This window comes from Rothia koreensis (assembly GCF_004136575.1).
GTDB lineage: Bacteria > Actinomycetota > Actinomycetes > Actinomycetales > Micrococcaceae > Rothia > Rothia koreensis.
Genome location: NZ_NOIQ01000002.1, coordinates 88,713 through 106,596, shown reverse-complemented (window position 1 = coordinate 106,596; position 17,884 = coordinate 88,713). Strand labels below are relative to the sequence as shown.

Here is a 17,884-nt window from a genome sequence, read left to right as displayed (position 1 = left end):
CGGCGGCAACGGCACGATCCTCCAGACCGCACATTCAGGAAGTAGCTTTCGTGGTTCGACCCGACGGTAAACTCACACACGATATCGACCCCGGAGAGAGAGCACCCCAGGACGAATGCGGCGTCTTCGGGGTATGGGCCCCGGGCGAGGACGTCGCGACCCTCACCTATTTCGGTCTCTATGCCCTGCAGCATCGTGGCCAGGAATCGGCCGGGATCGCGACCAGCAACGGCGAGCGCATCTCGGTGTACAAGGACATGGGCCTGGTGTCCCAGGTCTTCGACGAAACCATTTTGGGGACCTTGGGCGGTCACATGGCGATCGGCCACTGCCGCTATGCGACCACGGGAGCGACCACCTGGTCGAATGCCCAACCGACCTTGGGATCGACGCCGCACGGCACGGTCTCACTCGCCCACAACGGCAACCTGACCAACTCGGCGGATCTTTACGACCGGCTGATCGACAAGTCCGGGTTCCCGTCGGCCGGTGAAGTCGCCCAGGGGAACACCACCGACACGGCTCTGGTCACCGCTCTGTTGGCCGAGCATCCTCATGATTCCCTCGAGGAAGCGGCCATGGACCTGCTTCCGACGCTCCAGGGCGCTTTCTGCCTGACCCTGATCGACGAGAACACGCTCTACGCGGCCCGCGATGCTTACGGTGTCCGCCCGCTGGTCCTCGGAAGGTTGGACAGGGGCTGGGTCGTCGCTTCGGAATCGGCAGCCCTCGATATCGTGGGAGCGACCTACGTCCGCGACGTCGAGCCCGGTGAATTCATCGCGATCGACGAGGACGGCGTACGTTCTCGCTGCTTCGCTGAACCGACTCCGGCCGGGTGCGTTTTCGAACACGTGTATCTCTCCCGTCCTGACGCTGTGATCAACGGCCGAGCCGTCTACGAGTCTCGGGTCGAGATGGGACGGCAACTGGCCCGCGAGCACGCGGTCGACGCCGATCTGGTCATGCCAACTCCCGAGTCCGGGGTCCCTGCGGCCATCGGCTACGCGGAAGAATCCGGTATTCCGTACGGAAACGGGCTTGTCAAGAATTCCTATGTCGGTCGCACGTTCATTCAGCCGACCCAGACCATGCGCCAGATGGGCATCAAACTCAAGCTGAATCCTCTGCGCACCGTGGTTGAGGGCAAGAGACTGGTGGTCGTGGACGATTCGATTGTCCGGGGCAACACCCAGAGGGCACTGGTGCGGATGCTGAGGGAGGCCGGCGCCGCCGAAGTCCATGTGAGGATCTCGTCCCCGCCGGTCAAGTGGCCCTGCTTCTACGGCATCGATTTCGCTTCGCGCGCGGAGCTGATTGCGAACGGGATGTCGATCGAGGAAATCGGACAGTCCCTCGGTGCCGATTCTCTCGGATACATTTCCGAGGACGGCATGATCGAGGCGACCGAGCAGCCCCGGGAACGCCTCTGCACGGCTTGTTTCACCGGAAAGTACCCCATCGATCTTCCGGATGCCGATCGTCTCGGCAAGAACCTCTTCGACGTCCATCGCTCCTCCTCCGCGGCGACCTCCCGCCCGAACCGGGCTTCGAGGGCGTCGTCGGCACCGAAGAGCTCCTCCTCCGATTCCCGGACCGAGGCGACGACGGCGAAGAACTCTTCGTGCGAGCCCGGGCCGGATTCGGATCTGGAATCCCTGGTTCTGCCGCAGGACCGCGGGTCCCGGACCAAGTAACAGCACACCACCGATCCAGAAGGACCAGAGATGGCTCAACCCCACCAGACCACTGCGGGCCTGACGTACGCGAGTGCCGGCGTCGACGTCGAGGCAGGCGATCGCGCCGTCGAGCTCATGAAGGAGGCCGTCCGTGAGACGCACAAGCAGGGTGTCGTGGGCGGTGTGGGCGGGTTCGCCGGACTCTTCGACGTCTCGGCACTGACGGCTTATTCGAAGCCGTACCTCGCGACCTCGACGGACGGCGTGGGAACGAAGGTGGCCATCGCCCAGGCCCTGGACGTGCACGACACCATCGGATACGACCTGGTGGGCATGGTCGTGGACGACATCGTCGTCGTGGGCGCCGAACCCCTCTACATGACCGACTACATCGCATGCGGTCGCGTGGTTCCCGAACGGATCGCGGACATCGTCCGCGGCATCGCCTCGGCCTGCTCCGCAGCCGGGACCGCCCTGGTCGGCGGCGAAACGGCCGAGCACCCGGGATTGCTGGGCGAGCACGAGTACGACGTCGCGGGTGCCGCAACCGGCATCGTGGAGGCCGACCAGTTGCTGGGGCCGGAGCGTGTCCGCGAAGGCGACGTGGTGATCGGCATGGCGTCCTCCGGGATCCACTCGAACGGCTATTCCCTGGTCCGCAAGGTGATCAACATGGCGGGTTGGTCCTTGGACCGTGAGGTCTCGGAATTCGGGCGCACGCTCGGCGAGGAGCTCCTGGAGCCGACCCGCGTCTACGCGGCCGACGTCCTCGACCTCGCCCGGACGTTCCCGGTCCTCGGCGACGACGGCGCCCAAGGTCACGGTGTCCGTGGGTTCTCCCATGTCACCGGCGGAGGCCTGGCCGCGAACCTCGCCCGCGTCCTCCCGCGGGGTCTCGAGGCCCGGATCGACCGTTCGTCCTGGGAGATCCCGGCGATCTTCCGCGTGATCGGTGAACTGGGCAAGGTCCCGGAACCGGATTTGGAACGCACCCTGAACCTGGGGGTCGGCATGGTCGCGATCGTCGATCCTTCCGTTGCCGACGCCGCGGTGCGCCATCTCAACGACCGTGGCTCGAACGCATGGGTTCTGGGCACCGTGGCTCGGGCCGATGCGCCCGCCGACCAGGACCCCGACTACGTCCAGGGCGCCAAGGGTGTCGACGGCGGCGCCGTGCGCATGGTGGGTTCCTACGCCTGAGCGGCCCCTCTCGCAGAGGCGCCCCCGGAGTGGCCCCCTCACCCAGGAGCGCCCCGGACCTATAGGCGAGGGTGCGTCTGCCGTGTGCCCGATTCCGGGGTGGGGTTGTCCGGTTCGGAGACGGTTACCCGGTCCAGTGGCGGTTGCCGGCGCGACTGAGTCGATTCCGCAGATACCCACCGGCCCGTTGGGTGGCGGTTGCCCGATTCAGTGGCGGTTGCCGGCATGACTGAGTCGATTCCGCAGATACCCACCGGCCCGTTGGGTGGCGATTGCCCGATCCAGTGGCGGTTACCCGCAAGAACGGGCCGATCTCGAGGGCGCCTGACACCCCATTGGGTGGCGATTACCCGATCCAGTGGCGGTTACCCGCAAGAACGGGCCGATTCTACGGCCGTCAGACCCCCGGTAGGGAGGCGGTTGCCCGATTCCGGGGCGCTTTCCCCCAATAGGTGGCGTCTACACCGCCACCTAACAACGCCAACCGCCGCTCAATCGGGTAACCGCCACGCAGGTGGCAAGCCCCAGCACAGGGGGCGCAGGAGCAAGCACAGGGGCAGGACCCACGCACAAGGCAGAACCGCTCAAGGGCGCCCACGCACGCGTGATCATCCTCGGTCACCTCGCGCACAGACAGAAGCGCACCGGTTGATCCATCAACCGGTGCGCTTCTGACGTCGAGACGGCAGGTGTGACTGCCGAGCGGCCTTATCGCTCCCCCGTGGGATCGTCGTACTCGTCCGCGTAGTCCGAGTACTCGTCCTCTTCAGGGTGGACGTCGTCTCGTTCGGCTCGCCGACCCTTCGCCGCACTGAGTTCTCGTTCGAGCGCCGAATAATCGGTTTGCGGGCTGAAGTATTTGATCTCCCGCGCCTGCCTCGTTGCCTTAGCCTTCTGACGGCCGCGCCCCATGGCGTGACCCCCTTTAATCGCTCGCTCCGTTGGCGGCACTGTGATGGGCACACAGTACGACCCCGGAATGTCCGTCAATCTTCCGTGAATTAAGGGTACATGGTTTGGAAGTAGTATGCCCACCGAGGAACGTACGTGACACGGGGATACGGTTCAGCCCTCGAAGAAAGCCGCCTACACATCCAGTTCGTCGAGGAGCTGGAGAAATGCCGGTTCCACCTCGCTCCTCCAGAGATACGTGGCACGTGTATCGGCCCGTCCCGGTCCCCCATTGACGACGGCGAGCGGCTTCCCCTGCCGCAACCCGTCGAGGATGATCCTCAGACCGCTCATGACAGCCAACGAGGACCCTGCCACGAGTACCGAGGAGCAGTCCTCGAGCATCGAACGCGCCCGCTCCTTGCGGTCGACGGGCACCGGCTCCCCGAAGTACACGACGTCGGGCTTGAGAAGGGTCGACCCGCACACGAAGCAACCGACCATTCGAAATCGATCGACCCACTCCGAGGAGAGCTCGACGTCCCCGTCCGGATTGACCAGGCTCGGGTCCAGACTGACCGACTCCAGGTAACCAGGATTCGCATCCCGGAGACGTCGGTCGAAAGAGTTCCGGTCTTCGACGTAGCCGCACACGAGGCAGGCCACCGAGCTGAGGTCCCCGTGCAGGGCCACCAGGTTCCGGCTCCCTGCCCGGGCATGGAGACCGTCGACATTCTGCGTCACGACGCCGCCCACCATCCCCTCTTGCTCGAGCTCGGCCAGCGCATAGTGGACCACGTTCGGCGCTGCGCGGTTCATGAGTCGCCAGCCGACGAAGGAGCGTGCCCAGTAACGGTGCGAGGCCTCTCGATCGTTCCGGAACTCCTGATAGGTCATCGGCCGATGACGGCGCAATGAACCTTGCGGCCCCCGATAGTCCGGAATTCCGGATCCCGTGGACACACCCGCACCGGTGACGACCAGCGCGGGTCCCCGGCGCAACAGTCCCGCGATTCCTCGCCGTGCCTCATTAGGTGGTGTCGGCGTCGCGGTTTCGTCCACGACCCTCGCGATGGACCTCAGCGCGGCCTGGTGCGCATCGCCGAGTCCGACGCCGGCCCCGGGGCCGGTTCCCTGCACAGGTTCCGGCCCGAGCGCCGCGCCGGCCCCCGATGAGCTGTCCTCCATGCCGATTCCTAGCGGGTCGCCGTGACGGTCAGCCCGTCGGCCGCCACATCCGGGTTGACGTCCACGTGGACGACGTCGCCGTCGTGGATGTCGCCCGAGAGGATTCCCTTGGCGAGCCGGTCACCGATCTCTCTCTGAACCAGCCGGCGCAACGGCCGCGCACCATAGGCGGGGTCGTATCCGGTCATGCCGAGCCACTCCGTCGCCGCCGGGGTCACGTCCAACGAGAGCCGCTTGTCACCCAGGCGCTTGCCCATCGCCTGAACCTGCAGGTTCACGATCTTGGACAGGTCCTCGGTAGAGAGCGGGTCGAACATGATGATCTCGTCCAACCGGTTCAGGAATTCGGGTTTGAAGGACGCGTTGACCACGTTCATCACGGCCTCGTTCTTCTCCTTGTCGTCCAGCTGCTGGTCGACCAGGAACTGGCTCCCCAGGTTGGACGTCAGGATCAGGATCACGTTGCGGAAGTCCACGGTCCTGCCCTGGCCGTCGGTCAGGCGGCCGTCGTCGAGCACCTGGAGCAGGATGTCGAAGACCTCAGGGTGCGCTTTTTCCACCTCGTCCAGAAGGACCACGGAATAGGGACGACGCCGCACGGCCTCGGTCAGCTGGCCGCCCTCCTCGTATCCCACATATCCGGGAGGGGCACCGACCAGGCGAGACACGGAGTGCTTCTCCGAGTACTCGCTCATGTCGATGCGCAGGAGCGCATGCTCGTCGTCGAACTGGAATTCGGCGAGGGATTTTGCCAGCTCGGTCTTGCCCACACCGGTCGGACCCAGGAACAGGAACGAACCGATCGGGCGGTCCGGGTCGGAGACCCCGGCTCGCGAGCGGCGGACGGCGTCCGCCACGGCGCCAACCGCGGTCTTCTGGCCGATGAGACGCTTGCCGAGTTCGGATTCCATGTTCAGCAGCTTCTCGGACTCGCCCTGAAGCATCCGCCCGGCCGGGATTCCGGTCCAATTGGAGATGACCTCGGCGATGTCGTCTGCGGTGACCTCCTCCGAGACCATCGTTTCCCTGGTCGTTTGTTCGTTCTCCTCCTTCTGTGCGGCATCCAGCTCCTGCTGCTTGGCTGGGATCTCCCCATACAGAAGGCGGGACGCCTCGGCCAGGTTGCCGTCCCGCTGGGCGACTTCGGCCTGCGAGCGCATCTCGTCGATCTGCGACTTGATGTCACCCACTCGGTTGAGCCCGGCCTTCTCGGCCTCCCACCGCGCGTTCAGGGCAGCCAGTTCCTCACGCTTGTCCGCGAGGTCGGAGCGAAGAGCCTCGAGCCTCTCGATCGAGGCCGGGTCCTTCTCATTCGTGAGGGCCAGCTCTTCCATGGTCATGCGGTCCACGACGCGACGGAGCTCATCGATCTCCTCGGGGGCGGAGTCAATTTCCATGCGCAGGCGGGAGGCGGCTTCGTCGACGAGGTCGATGGCTTTGTCGGGCAGCTGGCGACCGGTGATGTACCGGTTGGACAGGGCTGCCGCCGCGACCATCGCGGAGTCGGCGATCTGGACCTTGTGGTGGGCCTCGTACCGCTCCTTGAGTCCACGCAGGATGCCGACGGTGTCCTCGACCGTCGGTTCACCCACGTAGACCTGCTGGAAGCGCCGCTCGAGGGCGGCGTCCTTCTCGATGTTCTCGCGGTACTCGTCCAGGGTGGTGGCGCCGATGAGCCGCAGTTCGCCGCGCGCCAGCATCGGCTTGAGCATGTTGCCCGCGTCCATCGAGCCTTCGCTCGCCCCCGCGCCGACGAGGGTGTGCAGCTCATCGATGAAGGTGACGATCTGGCCTTCGGACTTCTTGATCTCGTCCAACACGGCCTTGAGGCGTTCCTCGAATTCGCCGCGGTACTTCGCGCCGGCGATCATGGATCCGAGGTCGAGGGCGATCAGGGTCTTGCCGCGCAGGGATTCCGGGACGTCGCCCGAAACCATTCTTTGCGCAAGGCCCTCGACGACGGAAGTCTTCCCCACTCCGGGTTCTCCGATGAGAACCGGGTTGTTCTTGGTCCGGCGGGACAAGACCTGGACCACGCGGCGGATTTCGGAATCGCGCCCGATCACGGGGTCGAGCTTCCCGGACCGGGCGACGGCGGTGAGGTCGGTCCCGTACTTCTCGAGGGACTGGAACGTCCCTTCCGGGTCCGGGGAGGACACAGTCTGATCGCCGCGCACGGACGGGAGGGTCTTCTCGACCGCATCCGCGGTGGCCCCGGCGGATGCGAGCGCGCGGGCGGCGTCATTGTCCTCGACCTCGGCCAGGCCGAGGAGCAGAACCTCGGTGGAAATGTAGTCATCCCCCAGCTTGGTTCCGGCTTCCTGGGCGTTCTGGATGACCATGAGCGACTGCCGGGAGAACTGGGCCTGCGAAACCGACGTCCCGGAGGAAGAAGGCAACTTCTTGATGAGGGCGCTGGCTTCGGCGGACAGCGAGTCGATGTCGACGCCGAGAGACTTGAGCACCGCGACGGCGACGCCCTCGCGCTGATCGAGCAGCGCCTTGAGAATATGTGCCGGCTCGATCTGCGGATTGCCTGCGGTCTGGGCGTTCATGTTCGCGGCGTTCAGAGCCTCTTGGCTCTTGGTGGTGAATTTGGTGTCCAAGATGGGCTCCTTTGCTATGTACGTTAGTTTGCGTCGATCTTTTGCAGTTAACTTGAGTCTACTACGCTCAAGTCTTTGTGTATAGGCATGGGGGCAAAGTTTTCCACAGGTTTTTCGGCGGATCGGCGCGGATCGGGAAGGTCACGCATCCGACGTCATCCCCTCAGTACTGGCCGTCGTTGTAGTTCAGCGCATCCAGGATTTCGTCCTCGGTCGCCGGCCGACCCGATGACTTCCGGTCACTGAACCTTTCCTGGCCGATGGCGATGATGAGCGTCGCAAACGCCCCGACGAACGTCAGGATCGCGAAAGTGTTGCCGAAGCCGGCCGAGAGCCCCACGAGGTCCTGCCCGAAGACCTGGGACAGGCCGGAGACCGTCTTTCCGTCCACGCGGTCGGGAATGAGGAAACCGAAGATGCCGGCGAGGATCCACGTGAGCGTCTGCACGACCGAGAGGAGGGGCGACGTCGTTCCCGCCTCGTACCGCTGTGCATCCTTGCGCATGCGCCACGAGGCAATCAGCATGACAACGAGAAACAACGGCCCGACGCTGACCAGGAACGTCGGGACCAGGGAGCCGCCCGCGCCGAAGAGAGACCGCCCGAAACAGATCCACAGGGCCCCCACGCACGCCATGGGAAACCCCAACCACACCGAGACGCGCAACCAAGCGCTCGCTCGCCTGCCTGGCAGATGGCCGGCAGTGAAGGTCCGGTCGTCGGAAGTTCTGGGTTCGGCGGAGTTCACCCTTCCAGTGTAGAAGACCCGGAATGCGACCGCTCGTGGGCTTCCGCCCGCTCGAGCCCCGTGGGCTCATTCAGCCCGACTCCCAGTAGGGTGTACAGCATGACGATTCCCTTCCCCGCAGCAGTATTTTTCGACCACGATGGCACCCTGGTGGACACCGAGCCCCTCTGGGCCCGAGCCAAAACGGAGATTGCCGCGGAATTCGGCGTGACGTGGTCCGAGGAGGACACGCTCGCGTGCCTGGGCCGCCCCATGGTGGAGACCCTCATCCGGCTCCAGGACCTGGGCATTCCGCTGTCGCGGGAGGAGCTGCTGTCTCGCCTGACCACCGACGCGAGGAATATCGTCTCCCGCACGGACGTCCCGTTCCTCCCCGGGATCCAGAACCTGCTCGACGAGCTGGCCCGGGAGCGCATCCCCGCGGCCATCGTCACCAACGCGACCGCAGAAATCGCCACCATGACGGCAGGGCGAGCGCCGGAAGGGCTGGTCCACGCCGTCATCGGCAACGAGGACGTCACCGAGCCCAAGCCCGACCCCCAGCCGTACCTCATGGCCGCTCATCGTCTCGGCGTGGATCCGACCGAGTGCGTCGCCGTCGAGGACTCCCCCTCCGGCGTCACGAGCGCGATGGCGGCCGGAATGAAAACCGTCGTCGTCCCCGGTATGCAAACGGTCGACGCCGACCAGGGAACCGTTCACTTGGACCACGAACAACTGAGCCTGGAGAAGTTCCGAGACCTGTTCGCCCCGCGCCCGTCCTGACGCCTGCCCGTGCCGAGTGTGACGCGCACCTGACGGGCATCCGACGCACGGTATAGGGTTGTGCCCAGGTGGACCGCCTGGGTATCGGCCCAGGCCGGACCGGACCTGCAACCCTTGACGAAAGGAAACGACCATGGCCTTTTCTCTCTCCAACCTGGCCCTCCGCGCCATCCCCGGTGCTTTCATCCTGAATTCGGGCTACGGCAAGCTCAACCTCGACGAGCAGACCGCCGGACAGCTGCAGTCCATGGCCGCGAATGCATTCCCCGCGGTCAAGGATCTCGACGCCGAGACCTTCGGCAAGGCTCTCGCCTACTCCGAGTTCGTCGTCGGCGGCGCCCTGGTCCTCCCCGTGGTCCCCAGCCGCGTTGCGGGTCTCGCGCTCGGCGCATTCGCCGGCGGCCTGCTGACCATGTACTTCAAGACCGACGAGATGACCGAGGAAGACGGCATCCGCCCGTCCCAGGCCGGCACCGCCGTCGCCAAGGACTCCTGGATCGCGGCCATCGCGCTCGCCCTGATCCTCCAGAGCAAGGGCAAGAAGAAGAACAAGAAGAAGTAGTCTTCGCCGCCCGCCGACGACGCCGCTCGCGCACCCTCCGCACCACGTGCGGTGGTTCCGCGGGCGGCGTTTTCGTTGCCGCCAGAACCCTCCGAGCGACGGTTTGTCGGAGCGGACGAGGACGTATTGCTACTCTCAGTAGACTTTCCTCGGACCCGGAAAGTGCCGCTGACCAGCGGCGATACTAAATACGTTGTGGGGAACGAGGAATTCCAGTGGAGCACATCAGTTCCGTCATCAACGCGGCAGACAGTTTCGTCTGGGGCCCGTGGCTGTTGCTGCCGCTCCTTCTCGGAACCGGCCTGTTCCTGACCTTCCGGTTGTCGGGCATCCAATTCCGGTACTTCGGCAAGGCCATGTCCTTGGCCTTCGGCCGCCGCAGCCGCCAATCCGGGGAAAAGGGAGAGATCTCTTCCTACCAGGCGATGTCGACCGCTCTGGGCGCGACCGTCGGGACCGGAAACATCGTCGGCGTCGCCCTGTCGATTCACATGGGCGGTCCCGGGTCCCTGTTCTGGATGTGGGTCACCGCCTTGGTCGGGATGGCGTCGAAGTACAGCGAATGCTTTCTCGGCGTCCGTTTCCGGACCCGTGACAAGAAGGGTGAGTTGACCGGCGGACCGCAGGTCTACCTCATTCGCGGCATTCCGAACAGATTCGGGTGGCTGCTCTCCGTGACCTTCGCCGCCTGCGCCGTCGTCGCCACGTTCGGCGTGGGCAATATGACCCAGTCGAACGCGATTGCGGCGAACCTGGACAACACGTTCTCGGTGGCGCCTTGGGTCACCGCCGTCGTCATTGGTGTGATGACCCTGATCGCGTTGCTCGGCGGCATCAAGTCCATCTCAAAGATCACTGTCTTCTGCGTGCCGCTCATGATCGGGCTGTACGTGTTCGGGGGCCTGTACATCATCGCGGTCAACTACGAATCGCTGCCGCACGCAATCGCCCTGATCTTCGGCAACGCCCTGACCCCGCACGGCGCCGGCGGTGGGCTCGTGGGCTCGCTGCTCATGACCATCCAGATCGGCGTATCCCGGTCCTTGTTCTCCAATGAGTCCGGAATGGGCACGGCATCTATCCCGTCGTCGATCGCCCAGACCTCGCACCCGGTCCGCCAGGGGCTTGTTTCCATGACCCAAACATTCGTGGACACTCTGGTGGTCATCTCGATCACCGGATTCGTGATCATCACGACCGGGGTCTGGGAGAAGGACGACCCCGACGTCATGACCTCCCATGCGTTCGCGACCGGATTGCCGGGGAACTGGGGCGGCATCGTGGTGACGATCTGCCTGGTGCTTCTCGGATATTCCACCGTTCTGGGCTGGGCCTACTACGGCGAACGCTGCATCGAGAGGCTCGGCGGCGGAACCTTCGGCATCACGACGTATCGCGCCGTGTTCGCGGTGGCCTGCGGCATGGGTGCGGTCGCGCCCCTGACCCTCGTGTGGAAGTTCTCGGACGTCATGAACGGCATCATGGCGATCCCCAACCTGATCGGACTGCTCATCCTGTCCGGCTTCGTGGTGAGAGAAACGCGTCGATATTTGCGGCACGACCCGTCCTTCGACGCCACGACCGAGGAGATCGACCGATTCATGGGGTCGGATCCCGGAGCCCTGGACGCCCAGATCGACCACCAGGTCGATCTGTCGAGCGATCACCCGGCGCTCGAGGCCGTCGAGGAACCGGGTGACCCGCAGGGGCCGGAGGGCCCCGACAAGGTGAGGGCCGGCACTCCGGGGCACTGATCCGGCGTGCGATAAGCTGTTCCGGCGACCAGGCCTCCGGCGGAGCGGCCCCACTGACCAGTGGGGGGCGCCTCGGCCCGTCCTGGTCGCGGCCCAGACGCTTTCACAGATCACCGGAGCATCCTTGAGCGACGTACCCCAGAAGTTCCATCGGCAGCCGTATTCGTTCGTCCGTCGCGGTGACCGGCTCACCGCCAGGCGCCAGAAGGCTTGGGACGCGTACGCCCCGACGCACGTGATCGATGTGCCCCGCGAGGTCACGGACACATCGGTCGCCGAGACCGCGGAGTTCGACCCCGAGGCGGTGTACGGCAGACAGGCCCCGCTCGTCGTCGAGATCGGCTCCGGGTTGGGAGAGGCCATCGTCCACGCCGCGGAAGACCATCCGGAGAACAACTACCTTGCCGTGGAGGTCTACAAACCCGGCATCGCGGACCTGCTGCTCAAGATGGGCCAGGCCGAAGTCACCAACGTGCGGTGCGTCCAGGCCAATGCCCCCGAGGTTCTGGACAATCTGCTGACACCCGCGTCCGTGGACGAGCTCTGGGTCTTCTTCCCCGATCCCTGGCACAAGTCGAGGCATCACAAGCGACGGTTGGTCTCCCCAGGATTCGCGGAGAAAGCCGCCCGCGTGCTCAAGCCCGGAGGCATTTGGCGGCTGGCCACCGACTGGGAAGAATACGCCCTGGTCATGCGTGAGGTCATGGAATCGGCGCCCGACTTCGAGAATCTTCACCCCGGAGAAGGGGCCACCGAAGAGGATCCCCAGGGCGGCTGGGCCCCGAGGTGGGAAGGCCGTGTCCTCACGAGCTTCGAGAGAAAAGCCGGCGAGGCCGGGCGCCGCGCGCACGACCTCGCCTTTCGACGCCGATGATCAATTCCACCGGCCGGCTCCCCCGCCGGCCGGTGGATTCGCCCGTGCGGGCAACTGGGGTCTGCTGATGACCAGCGCCTTGCCCTGCGGCTGACGGCTGGGCCTCTGCCCCCGACCCAATTTCACGACGTCGCCGCCGATGGTCGCGGCGAAGACGCGGGAGGACTCCTCGAGCCGGTCCCGGGCTTCCTGCAATTCGTCGGTCAGCTCGCGAACCCGCGCTTGCAGCGCATCGACCTGGTTCTCGAGCTGGAGAACCCGTTTGATGCCTTCGAGGGACACGCCTTCCTGCGAGAGCTGCTGGATCTGCCGCAGGCGTGTGACGTCCTTCTGCGAGTAGCGACGGGCCCGTCCGGGCAATCGCGACGGTGTCACCAGTCCGAGCCGGTCATACTGCCTGAGCGTCTGGGGGTGCATCTCCGCAAGCTCGGCTGCCACCGAAATCACGAAGAGCGGCTGGTTCACGTCGCTGAATTGCATGGATTACACGACCTTTGCCTTCTCTGCCAGACCCTCCCGCGGATCTCCTTGGGCGGCCAGCTCTGTGAATTTCTTCAGGGCGTCCTCCGCCTCGGCGGTCAGGTCCTGGGGCACCTGGATCTCCGGAATCACGTAGAGATCCCCCGTGTGCTTCTTGGTCTTCACGCCTCGGCCTTTGACTCGCATCCTGGTTCCCGGTTCCTGACCCGCCTTGAGACGCAAACGTACCACCGAACCATCGGTCGTGGGCACAGCCAGGACGGTTCCGAGGGCAGCTTCCTCGTAGGTGACGGGGACACGAATCGTGAGATTGTCGCCGTCCCGCTCGTAGACCTCGTGCGGCCTCACGTGGACGGTCACGATCAGGTCCGATTTCCCGCCGGGGCCGATGCTGCCCTTGCCCCGGAGCCGAACCTTCTGACCGTCCCGGACGCCTTCCGGAAGCCGAATCGTGGTGCTTCGTTGGTCGGGCCGATTGACCTTGACCTTGGCCCCCTCCAAGGACTGGCCGAAATCGATCGTCACGCTCGCTTCCACGTCCGGGTTGCGAGGCTGCTGCTGGGCGCCGAACGGGTTCTGGCCCCCGAAGCCGCCTCCGCCGAACAGATCCGCGAAGGGATCGCCTCCGGCTGAGCCGTACTGCATACGGGGCCCGCCACCGTATGTGGTCCTGGCGCGACCGCCGCCGAACATGTCACCGAACATGTCCTCGAAGCCCCCAGCGCCTCCGGCGCCTCCCGGTCCGCCCGGGCCGCCTGCGCCGGCACTGAACCGGGCGCCCGATCCCATGGCACGGATTGCGTCGTACTGCTTCCGCTGCTCCGGGTCGGAGAGAACCGTATTGGCCTCCGAAACCTCTTTGAACTTCTTCTCCGCGGTCTCGTCCCCGGGGTTCTGATCCGGGTGGTACTTCCGTGCCAGCTTTCGGTAGGCCTTCTTGATGTCGGCCTCGCTGGCGTCCTTGGAGACGCCCAGAACCTTGTAGAAGTCTTTCTCCAACCAATTCTCGCTAGCCATTGACGCCTCCTTTCAAAGCGTTGGGTATGTCTTCGTCGTTGCTCCCGATCTCCGCGGGGTCGGCTTCAGGAACGAACGACGCCGGGCCGCTCCCCCGCCGCTGGAGCGGAGAAGCGTGGTCCCGGCGTCGTCGTCGCGCTGGGCAGGGCCAGGTTTCCCGAAGCCGCCCATCGAATTCCCAGATCAGTCCTCGGCAACCGCCACGGCCACCTGGGCCGGACGCAGCACCCGATCCTGGACTCGGTATCCGCTGCGGAACACCATGGAGACCTGGTCCGGCTCGACCTCACTGGTCGGTTGCTGCATCACGGCCTCGTGGACCTTGGGGTCGAACTGGTCGCCGGTATCGCCGTACCGTTCCAGGCCGTGCTTGGTCAGCGCGTCCTCGAACTTGCTGGCGATGGCGGCGAACGGACCGTCGTCGAGGTCACCGGCCTTGCGGGCGGCGTCGATGTCATCGATCACGGGCAACAACGAGCTGACCACGTCGGCGACAACGAACTCCCGAAGCTGGTCCCGTTCCTTCTGGGACCGGTTCTTGAAGTTCATGAACTCTGCCTGCAGGCGGCGCAGGTCCTCGAGTCGCTCGTTGGCGAGCTTCTCGGCCTCCGTGGTGGGGTCCTCGATGGGCTCCTCCTCGGAGGGGTCCGCGGCGGCTTCCGCCGCGGACCCGCCCTGACCGTCGGCCTCAGCACCTACACCCTCGGCGCCTTCCGCCTCGGGAGCTCCTTCCGCGTCGGGAGCGTTGAAGGCGTCCTCCAGCGGGTCGTTCCCTTCAGGGTTATTGGTGTTGTTCGGCTCAGTCATCAGTTCTTCTTCTCATCCTCATCGTCTACGACCTCGGCGTCGACGACGTCTTCCTCGTTGGCATCGGCGTTGGCCTCGGAGGTGTCCTCCGTGTCGGCCCCGGCCTGTGCCTGCGAGTAGATCGCCTCGCCGAGCTTGGTCTGGGAAGCCTGAAGCTTCTCGTACGCGGACTTCACTGCGTCGTCGTCATCGCCCTCGAGAGCCTTCTTGACCTCGTCGACGTCGCCCTGGACCTCGGTCTTGATGTCCTCGGAGACCTTGTCGTCGTTGTCCTTGAGCAGCTTCTCGATCTGGTAGGCGCTGGACTCCGCGTTGTTGCGCAGGTCCGCGGCCTCACGACGAGCCTTGTCCGACTCGGCGTTGGCCTCGGCGTCCTTGACCATGCGGTCGATGTCGTCCTGGGAAAGCGATGTACCGCCGGTAATGGTCATCGACTGCTCCGTGCCGGTGCCCTTGTCCTTCGCGGAAACGTTCACGATGCCGTTGGCGTCGATGTCGAACGTCACCTCGACCTGGGGCACTCCGCGGGGAGCCGGTGCGATACCGGTCAGCTCGAAGGTGCCGAGCGACTTGTTGTCGCGGGTGAATTCGCGCTCGCCCTGGAAGACCTGGATCGACACGGAGGGCTGGTTGTCCTCCGCGGTCGTGAAGGTCTCGGACCGGCGGGTCGGGATCGCGGTGTTGCGCTCGATGAGCTTGGTCATCACGCCGCCCTTGGTCTCGATGCCCAGCGACAGCGGGGTCACGTCGATCAGAAGGACGTCCTTGCGATCGCCCTTGAGGACGCCGGCCTGCAAGGCCGCACCCATGGCGACGACCTCGTCCGGGTTGACGCCCTTGTTGGGCTCCTGACCACCGGCGAGGCTCTTGACCTCTTCGACGACCGCCGGCATGCGAGTCGAACCACCGACGAGCACGATGTGCGCGATGTCGCTGATCTTGATGCCGGCTTCCTTGATGACGTCGTTGAAGGGCTTCTTCACGCGATCCAGAAGATCCTGCGTCAGATCCTGGAACTTCGCGCGGGAGAGCTTCTCGTCCAGGTGGACCGGGCCGTCCTGGGTCACCGACAGGTACTGCAGGGAAATGTTGGTCGAGGTGGCCGAGGAGAGTTCCTTCTTGGCCTGTTCGGCCGCCTCACGCAGACGCTGGAGGGCGATCTTGTCCTTCGAGAGGTCGGCACCGGTCTTGGACTTGACCTGCTCGAGCAGCCAATCCACGATGCGCTGGTCCCAGTCGTCACCGCCGAGGCGGTTGTCGCCCGACGTGGCACGAACCTGAATGGTCGAGAAGCCGTCCTCGTCCTTGCCGACTTCCAGCAGGGAGACGTCGAAGGTACCGCCACCGAGGTCGAAGACCAGAATGTGCTCGTCCTCGTTGCCCTTGTCCAGACCGTAGGCCAGGGCCGCCGCGGTGGGCTCGTTGACGATGCGCAGAACGTTGAGACCGGCGATCTCTCCGGCTTCCTTGGTTGCCTGGCGCTCAGCATCGTTGAAGTACGCGGGGACGGTGATGACGGCGTCGGTCACCGTGTCGTTCAGGAAGGCTTCGGCGTCGCCCTTGAGCTTCTGGAGGGTACGGGCCGAGATCTCCTGCGGCGTGTACTTCTTGCCGTCGATCTCGGTGTTCCAGTCGGTGCCCATGTGGCGCTTGACCGAAGCGATGGTGCGATCGACGTTGGTGACGGCCTGGCGCTTGGCGATGTCGCCGACCAGGGTTTCGCCGTCCTTGCCGAAAGCAACGACGGAGGGAGTGGTGCGAGCGCCTTCGGCGTTCGCGATGACGACGGGCTCGCCGCCTTCGAGAACGGCGACCACGGAGTTGGTGGTGCCGAGGTCAATGCCTACTGCACGTGACATATGGGGTTCTCCTTACTTTGTCCGAAAACCGGGGCGCATTCGGGTCCTCACCACGAGGAACTGCCGCGTGGGCACTCCATCTTGCACACCCGGAGGTCTCACTTCTTGAGTTGTCCTGACTCAAGTCTGCCACAACCAGGAGATATGTCAAGAGAGTTGAGTGAACCAAACTCAACTTTCTATCGGCGGCCCGGCCCAATGTTCCTCGTCAGCGGGATTACCAGGCGTCGCCTCCCAAGGCCTTCTTGGCCTCGCGGGACGTGCCGACGTTTCCGACCACGGCCCAGTGGTCCGATTCCAGGGCCCAGGATTGGCTCCGGCCATCCGCGGAAACCGTCTCCACGGTCTGGCTCATGGGCGATTTCATGTCGGATTCTTCTCGGGAGTACGCGCCCACCAGAAGCTTCGTGTCCTCGTCCGCGGAAGAGACAGCCGCCGGATCGGTCAGGTCGACGTCCGAGCAGAGATAGATCTGGGTGTCCTCGGGAAAGAGCTCGGAGGAGAAAGAGGACGCCAGGACCGTGTCGTCCACATCGCTGCACTGGTCGGCGTCGTGGTCCTCGCCCACCTGCTTGACCTTGGCACGGAAGTCGGCCGCGTCGTCGACCTTGCCACCGCTCAGCAGACCGGTGACGACGAAGGCCCCGCCGATCACCAGCGCAAGGAGCACTGCGCCACCGACCGAGAGGGTCACTATCAGACCGGTGCGAGGCTTGCGCGCCTCCTCGCCATAGACCTGGCGCCCCAGGTGCAGGTCTCCGCGGACGTCTCCCGGACGCGCCCCATTCGGCTCCGGGGCAGGACTGTGACTCATGGGATTCGCCTTCCCTGATTCTGCACTTTCGGGTGCTCAACTCTCGACAACGGGTCCATGGTCCAGGGTACGTTCACCCGGGCTGCTCCCACAGCTCCCCTCGGCGGCGTCGGCCCGGTAACGTGGACGGCATGTATCGCATCGTGACCGTTTGCACCGGAAACATCTGCCGTTCCCCCATGGCCGAATACCTCGTCCGTGAGGCCGCCCGTGACGCCGGCCTGGACGACGTCGTCGTGACCTCCGCCGGAGTCAGCGACGAGGAGCAGGGCAACCCCATCGACCCTCGCGCCCGGAAAGTCATGGAGAGGCTGGGGATCGACACCAGCGGTCACCGCGCCCGGCAGGTCACCCGCGAGGATCTCGAGAACAACGATCTGGTTCTCGCACTCGATGTGCCCCACTACCGCGCGCTGAGAACCATGGCCGCGAACGATGCCCAGGCGGACAAGATCCACCTGATGCGCGAGTACGATCCCTCCGCCGCGGGAGAAGCGCTCGAGGGCATCGGAATCTACGACCCCTGGTACGGAGACGCCTCGGATTTCGATCGGACCTTCGGCATGATTGAGGACTCGGTCCAGGGCGTGATCGACGACGTCGCTCGTCAGCCGGGATCCCGGCGCGAGAAACCATGACG

The 17,884-nt window shown here is 65.1% G+C and carries 16 protein-coding genes; 7 read left to right on the top strand and 9 right to left on the bottom strand.

Features of this window, described 5'->3' with window-relative positions; translation table 11 throughout:
- Window positions 1-50 precede the first annotated feature (50 nt).
- The gene (gene purF, locus EWU68_RS04150; RefSeq protein WP_129314632.1) at window positions 51-1,697 is read left to right on the top strand and encodes an amidophosphoribosyltransferase; all 1,647 of its coding nucleotides are present in this window, start codon (window positions 51-53) and stop codon (window positions 1,695-1,697) included.
- 30 nt (window positions 1,698-1,727) lie between these two features.
- Complete coding sequence (purM, locus tag EWU68_RS04145; protein ID WP_129314630.1) at window positions 1,728-2,879, top strand: phosphoribosylformylglycinamidine cyclo-ligase; 1,152 nt, start codon at window positions 1,728-1,730, stop codon at window positions 2,877-2,879.
- Window positions 2,880-3,587: 708 nt separating this feature from the next.
- On the opposite strand, the gene EWU68_RS04140 is transcribed toward purM, so the two are convergent.
- The 4 genes from EWU68_RS04140 to EWU68_RS04125 all read right to left on the bottom strand — a co-directional run bounded on the left by EWU68_RS04140 (window position 3,588) and on the right by EWU68_RS04125 (window position 8,312).
- Window positions 3,588-3,791 carry a DUF3073 domain-containing protein gene (locus EWU68_RS04140; protein WP_129314628.1) on the bottom strand — a complete coding sequence of 68 codons (204 nt, stop codon included), beginning with the start codon at window positions 3,789-3,791 and terminating at the stop codon, window positions 3,588-3,590.
- Window positions 3,792-3,965: 174 nt separating this feature from the next.
- On the bottom strand, window positions 3,966-4,958 hold the full coding sequence (locus EWU68_RS04135; RefSeq protein WP_129314626.1) for a Sir2 family NAD-dependent protein deacetylase: 993 nt from the start codon (window positions 4,956-4,958) through the stop codon (window positions 3,966-3,968).
- A gap of 8 nt (window positions 4,959-4,966) precedes the next feature.
- Complete coding sequence (gene clpB / locus EWU68_RS04130) at window positions 4,967-7,564, bottom strand: ATP-dependent chaperone ClpB (protein WP_129314624.1); 2,598 nt, start codon at window positions 7,562-7,564, stop codon at window positions 4,967-4,969.
- A 163-nt stretch (window positions 7,565-7,727) separates the two neighbouring features.
- Window positions 7,728-8,312, bottom strand: a complete 585-nt coding sequence (locus tag EWU68_RS04125; RefSeq protein ID WP_129314623.1) for a hypothetical protein — start codon at window positions 8,310-8,312, stop codon at window positions 7,728-7,730.
- 99 nt (window positions 8,313-8,411) lie between these two features.
- Between EWU68_RS04125 and EWU68_RS04120 the strand changes: the two genes are divergently transcribed.
- From EWU68_RS04120 to trmB, 4 genes are all read left to right on the top strand, one after another.
- Window positions 8,412-9,077 carry an HAD family hydrolase gene (locus EWU68_RS04120; RefSeq protein WP_129314621.1) on the top strand — a complete coding sequence of 222 codons (666 nt, stop codon included), beginning with the start codon at window positions 8,412-8,414 and terminating at the stop codon, window positions 9,075-9,077.
- A 133-nt stretch (window positions 9,078-9,210) separates the two neighbouring features.
- Window positions 9,211-9,639, top strand: coding sequence for a hypothetical protein (locus EWU68_RS04115; RefSeq protein ID WP_129314619.1), 429 nt, complete (start codon window positions 9,211-9,213; stop codon window positions 9,637-9,639).
- A gap of 215 nt (window positions 9,640-9,854) precedes the next feature.
- A complete protein-coding gene (locus EWU68_RS04110; protein ID WP_129314617.1) occupies window positions 9,855-11,393 on the top strand; it encodes an alanine/glycine:cation symporter family protein in 1,539 nt (512 codons plus the stop codon).
- Between the two features lie 124 nt (window positions 11,394-11,517).
- On the top strand, window positions 11,518-12,267 hold the full coding sequence (trmB, locus tag EWU68_RS04105) for a tRNA (guanosine(46)-N7)-methyltransferase TrmB (protein ID WP_238692309.1): 750 nt from the start codon (window positions 11,518-11,520) through the stop codon (window positions 12,265-12,267).
- On the opposite strand, the gene EWU68_RS04100 is transcribed toward trmB, so the two are convergent.
- The 5 genes from EWU68_RS04100 to EWU68_RS04080 all read right to left on the bottom strand — a co-directional run bounded on the left by EWU68_RS04100 (window position 12,268) and on the right by EWU68_RS04080 (window position 17,244).
- Window positions 12,268-12,747: a heat shock protein transcriptional repressor HspR gene (locus EWU68_RS04100; protein WP_129314615.1), complete on the bottom strand. Its 480-nt coding sequence runs from the start codon at window positions 12,745-12,747 to the stop codon at window positions 12,268-12,270.
- Window positions 12,748-12,750: 3 nt separating this feature from the next.
- Complete coding sequence (locus EWU68_RS04095; RefSeq protein WP_129314614.1) at window positions 12,751-13,764, bottom strand: DnaJ C-terminal domain-containing protein; 1,014 nt, start codon at window positions 13,762-13,764, stop codon at window positions 12,751-12,753.
- A 183-nt stretch (window positions 13,765-13,947) separates the two neighbouring features.
- Entirely contained in the window at window positions 13,948-14,571 is a 624-nt protein-coding gene (locus EWU68_RS04090) for a nucleotide exchange factor GrpE (protein WP_129314613.1), read from the bottom strand.
- Window positions 14,571-16,430, bottom strand: coding sequence for a molecular chaperone DnaK (dnaK, locus tag EWU68_RS04085; RefSeq protein WP_129314612.1), 1,860 nt, complete (start codon window positions 16,428-16,430; stop codon window positions 14,571-14,573). The genes EWU68_RS04090 and dnaK overlap by 1 nt, the downstream gene beginning before the upstream one ends.
- 217 nt (window positions 16,431-16,647) lie before the next feature.
- Complete coding sequence (locus tag EWU68_RS04080; RefSeq protein ID WP_129314611.1) at window positions 16,648-17,244, bottom strand: hypothetical protein; 597 nt, start codon at window positions 17,242-17,244, stop codon at window positions 16,648-16,650.
- Window positions 17,245-17,375: 131 nt separating this feature from the next.
- On the opposite strand from EWU68_RS04080, the gene EWU68_RS04075 reads away from it, so the two are divergent.
- Window positions 17,376-17,882 carry a low molecular weight protein-tyrosine-phosphatase gene (locus EWU68_RS04075; protein WP_129314610.1) on the top strand — a complete coding sequence of 169 codons (507 nt, stop codon included), beginning with the start codon at window positions 17,376-17,378 and terminating at the stop codon, window positions 17,880-17,882.
- Window positions 17,883-17,884: the final 2 nt, after the last annotated feature.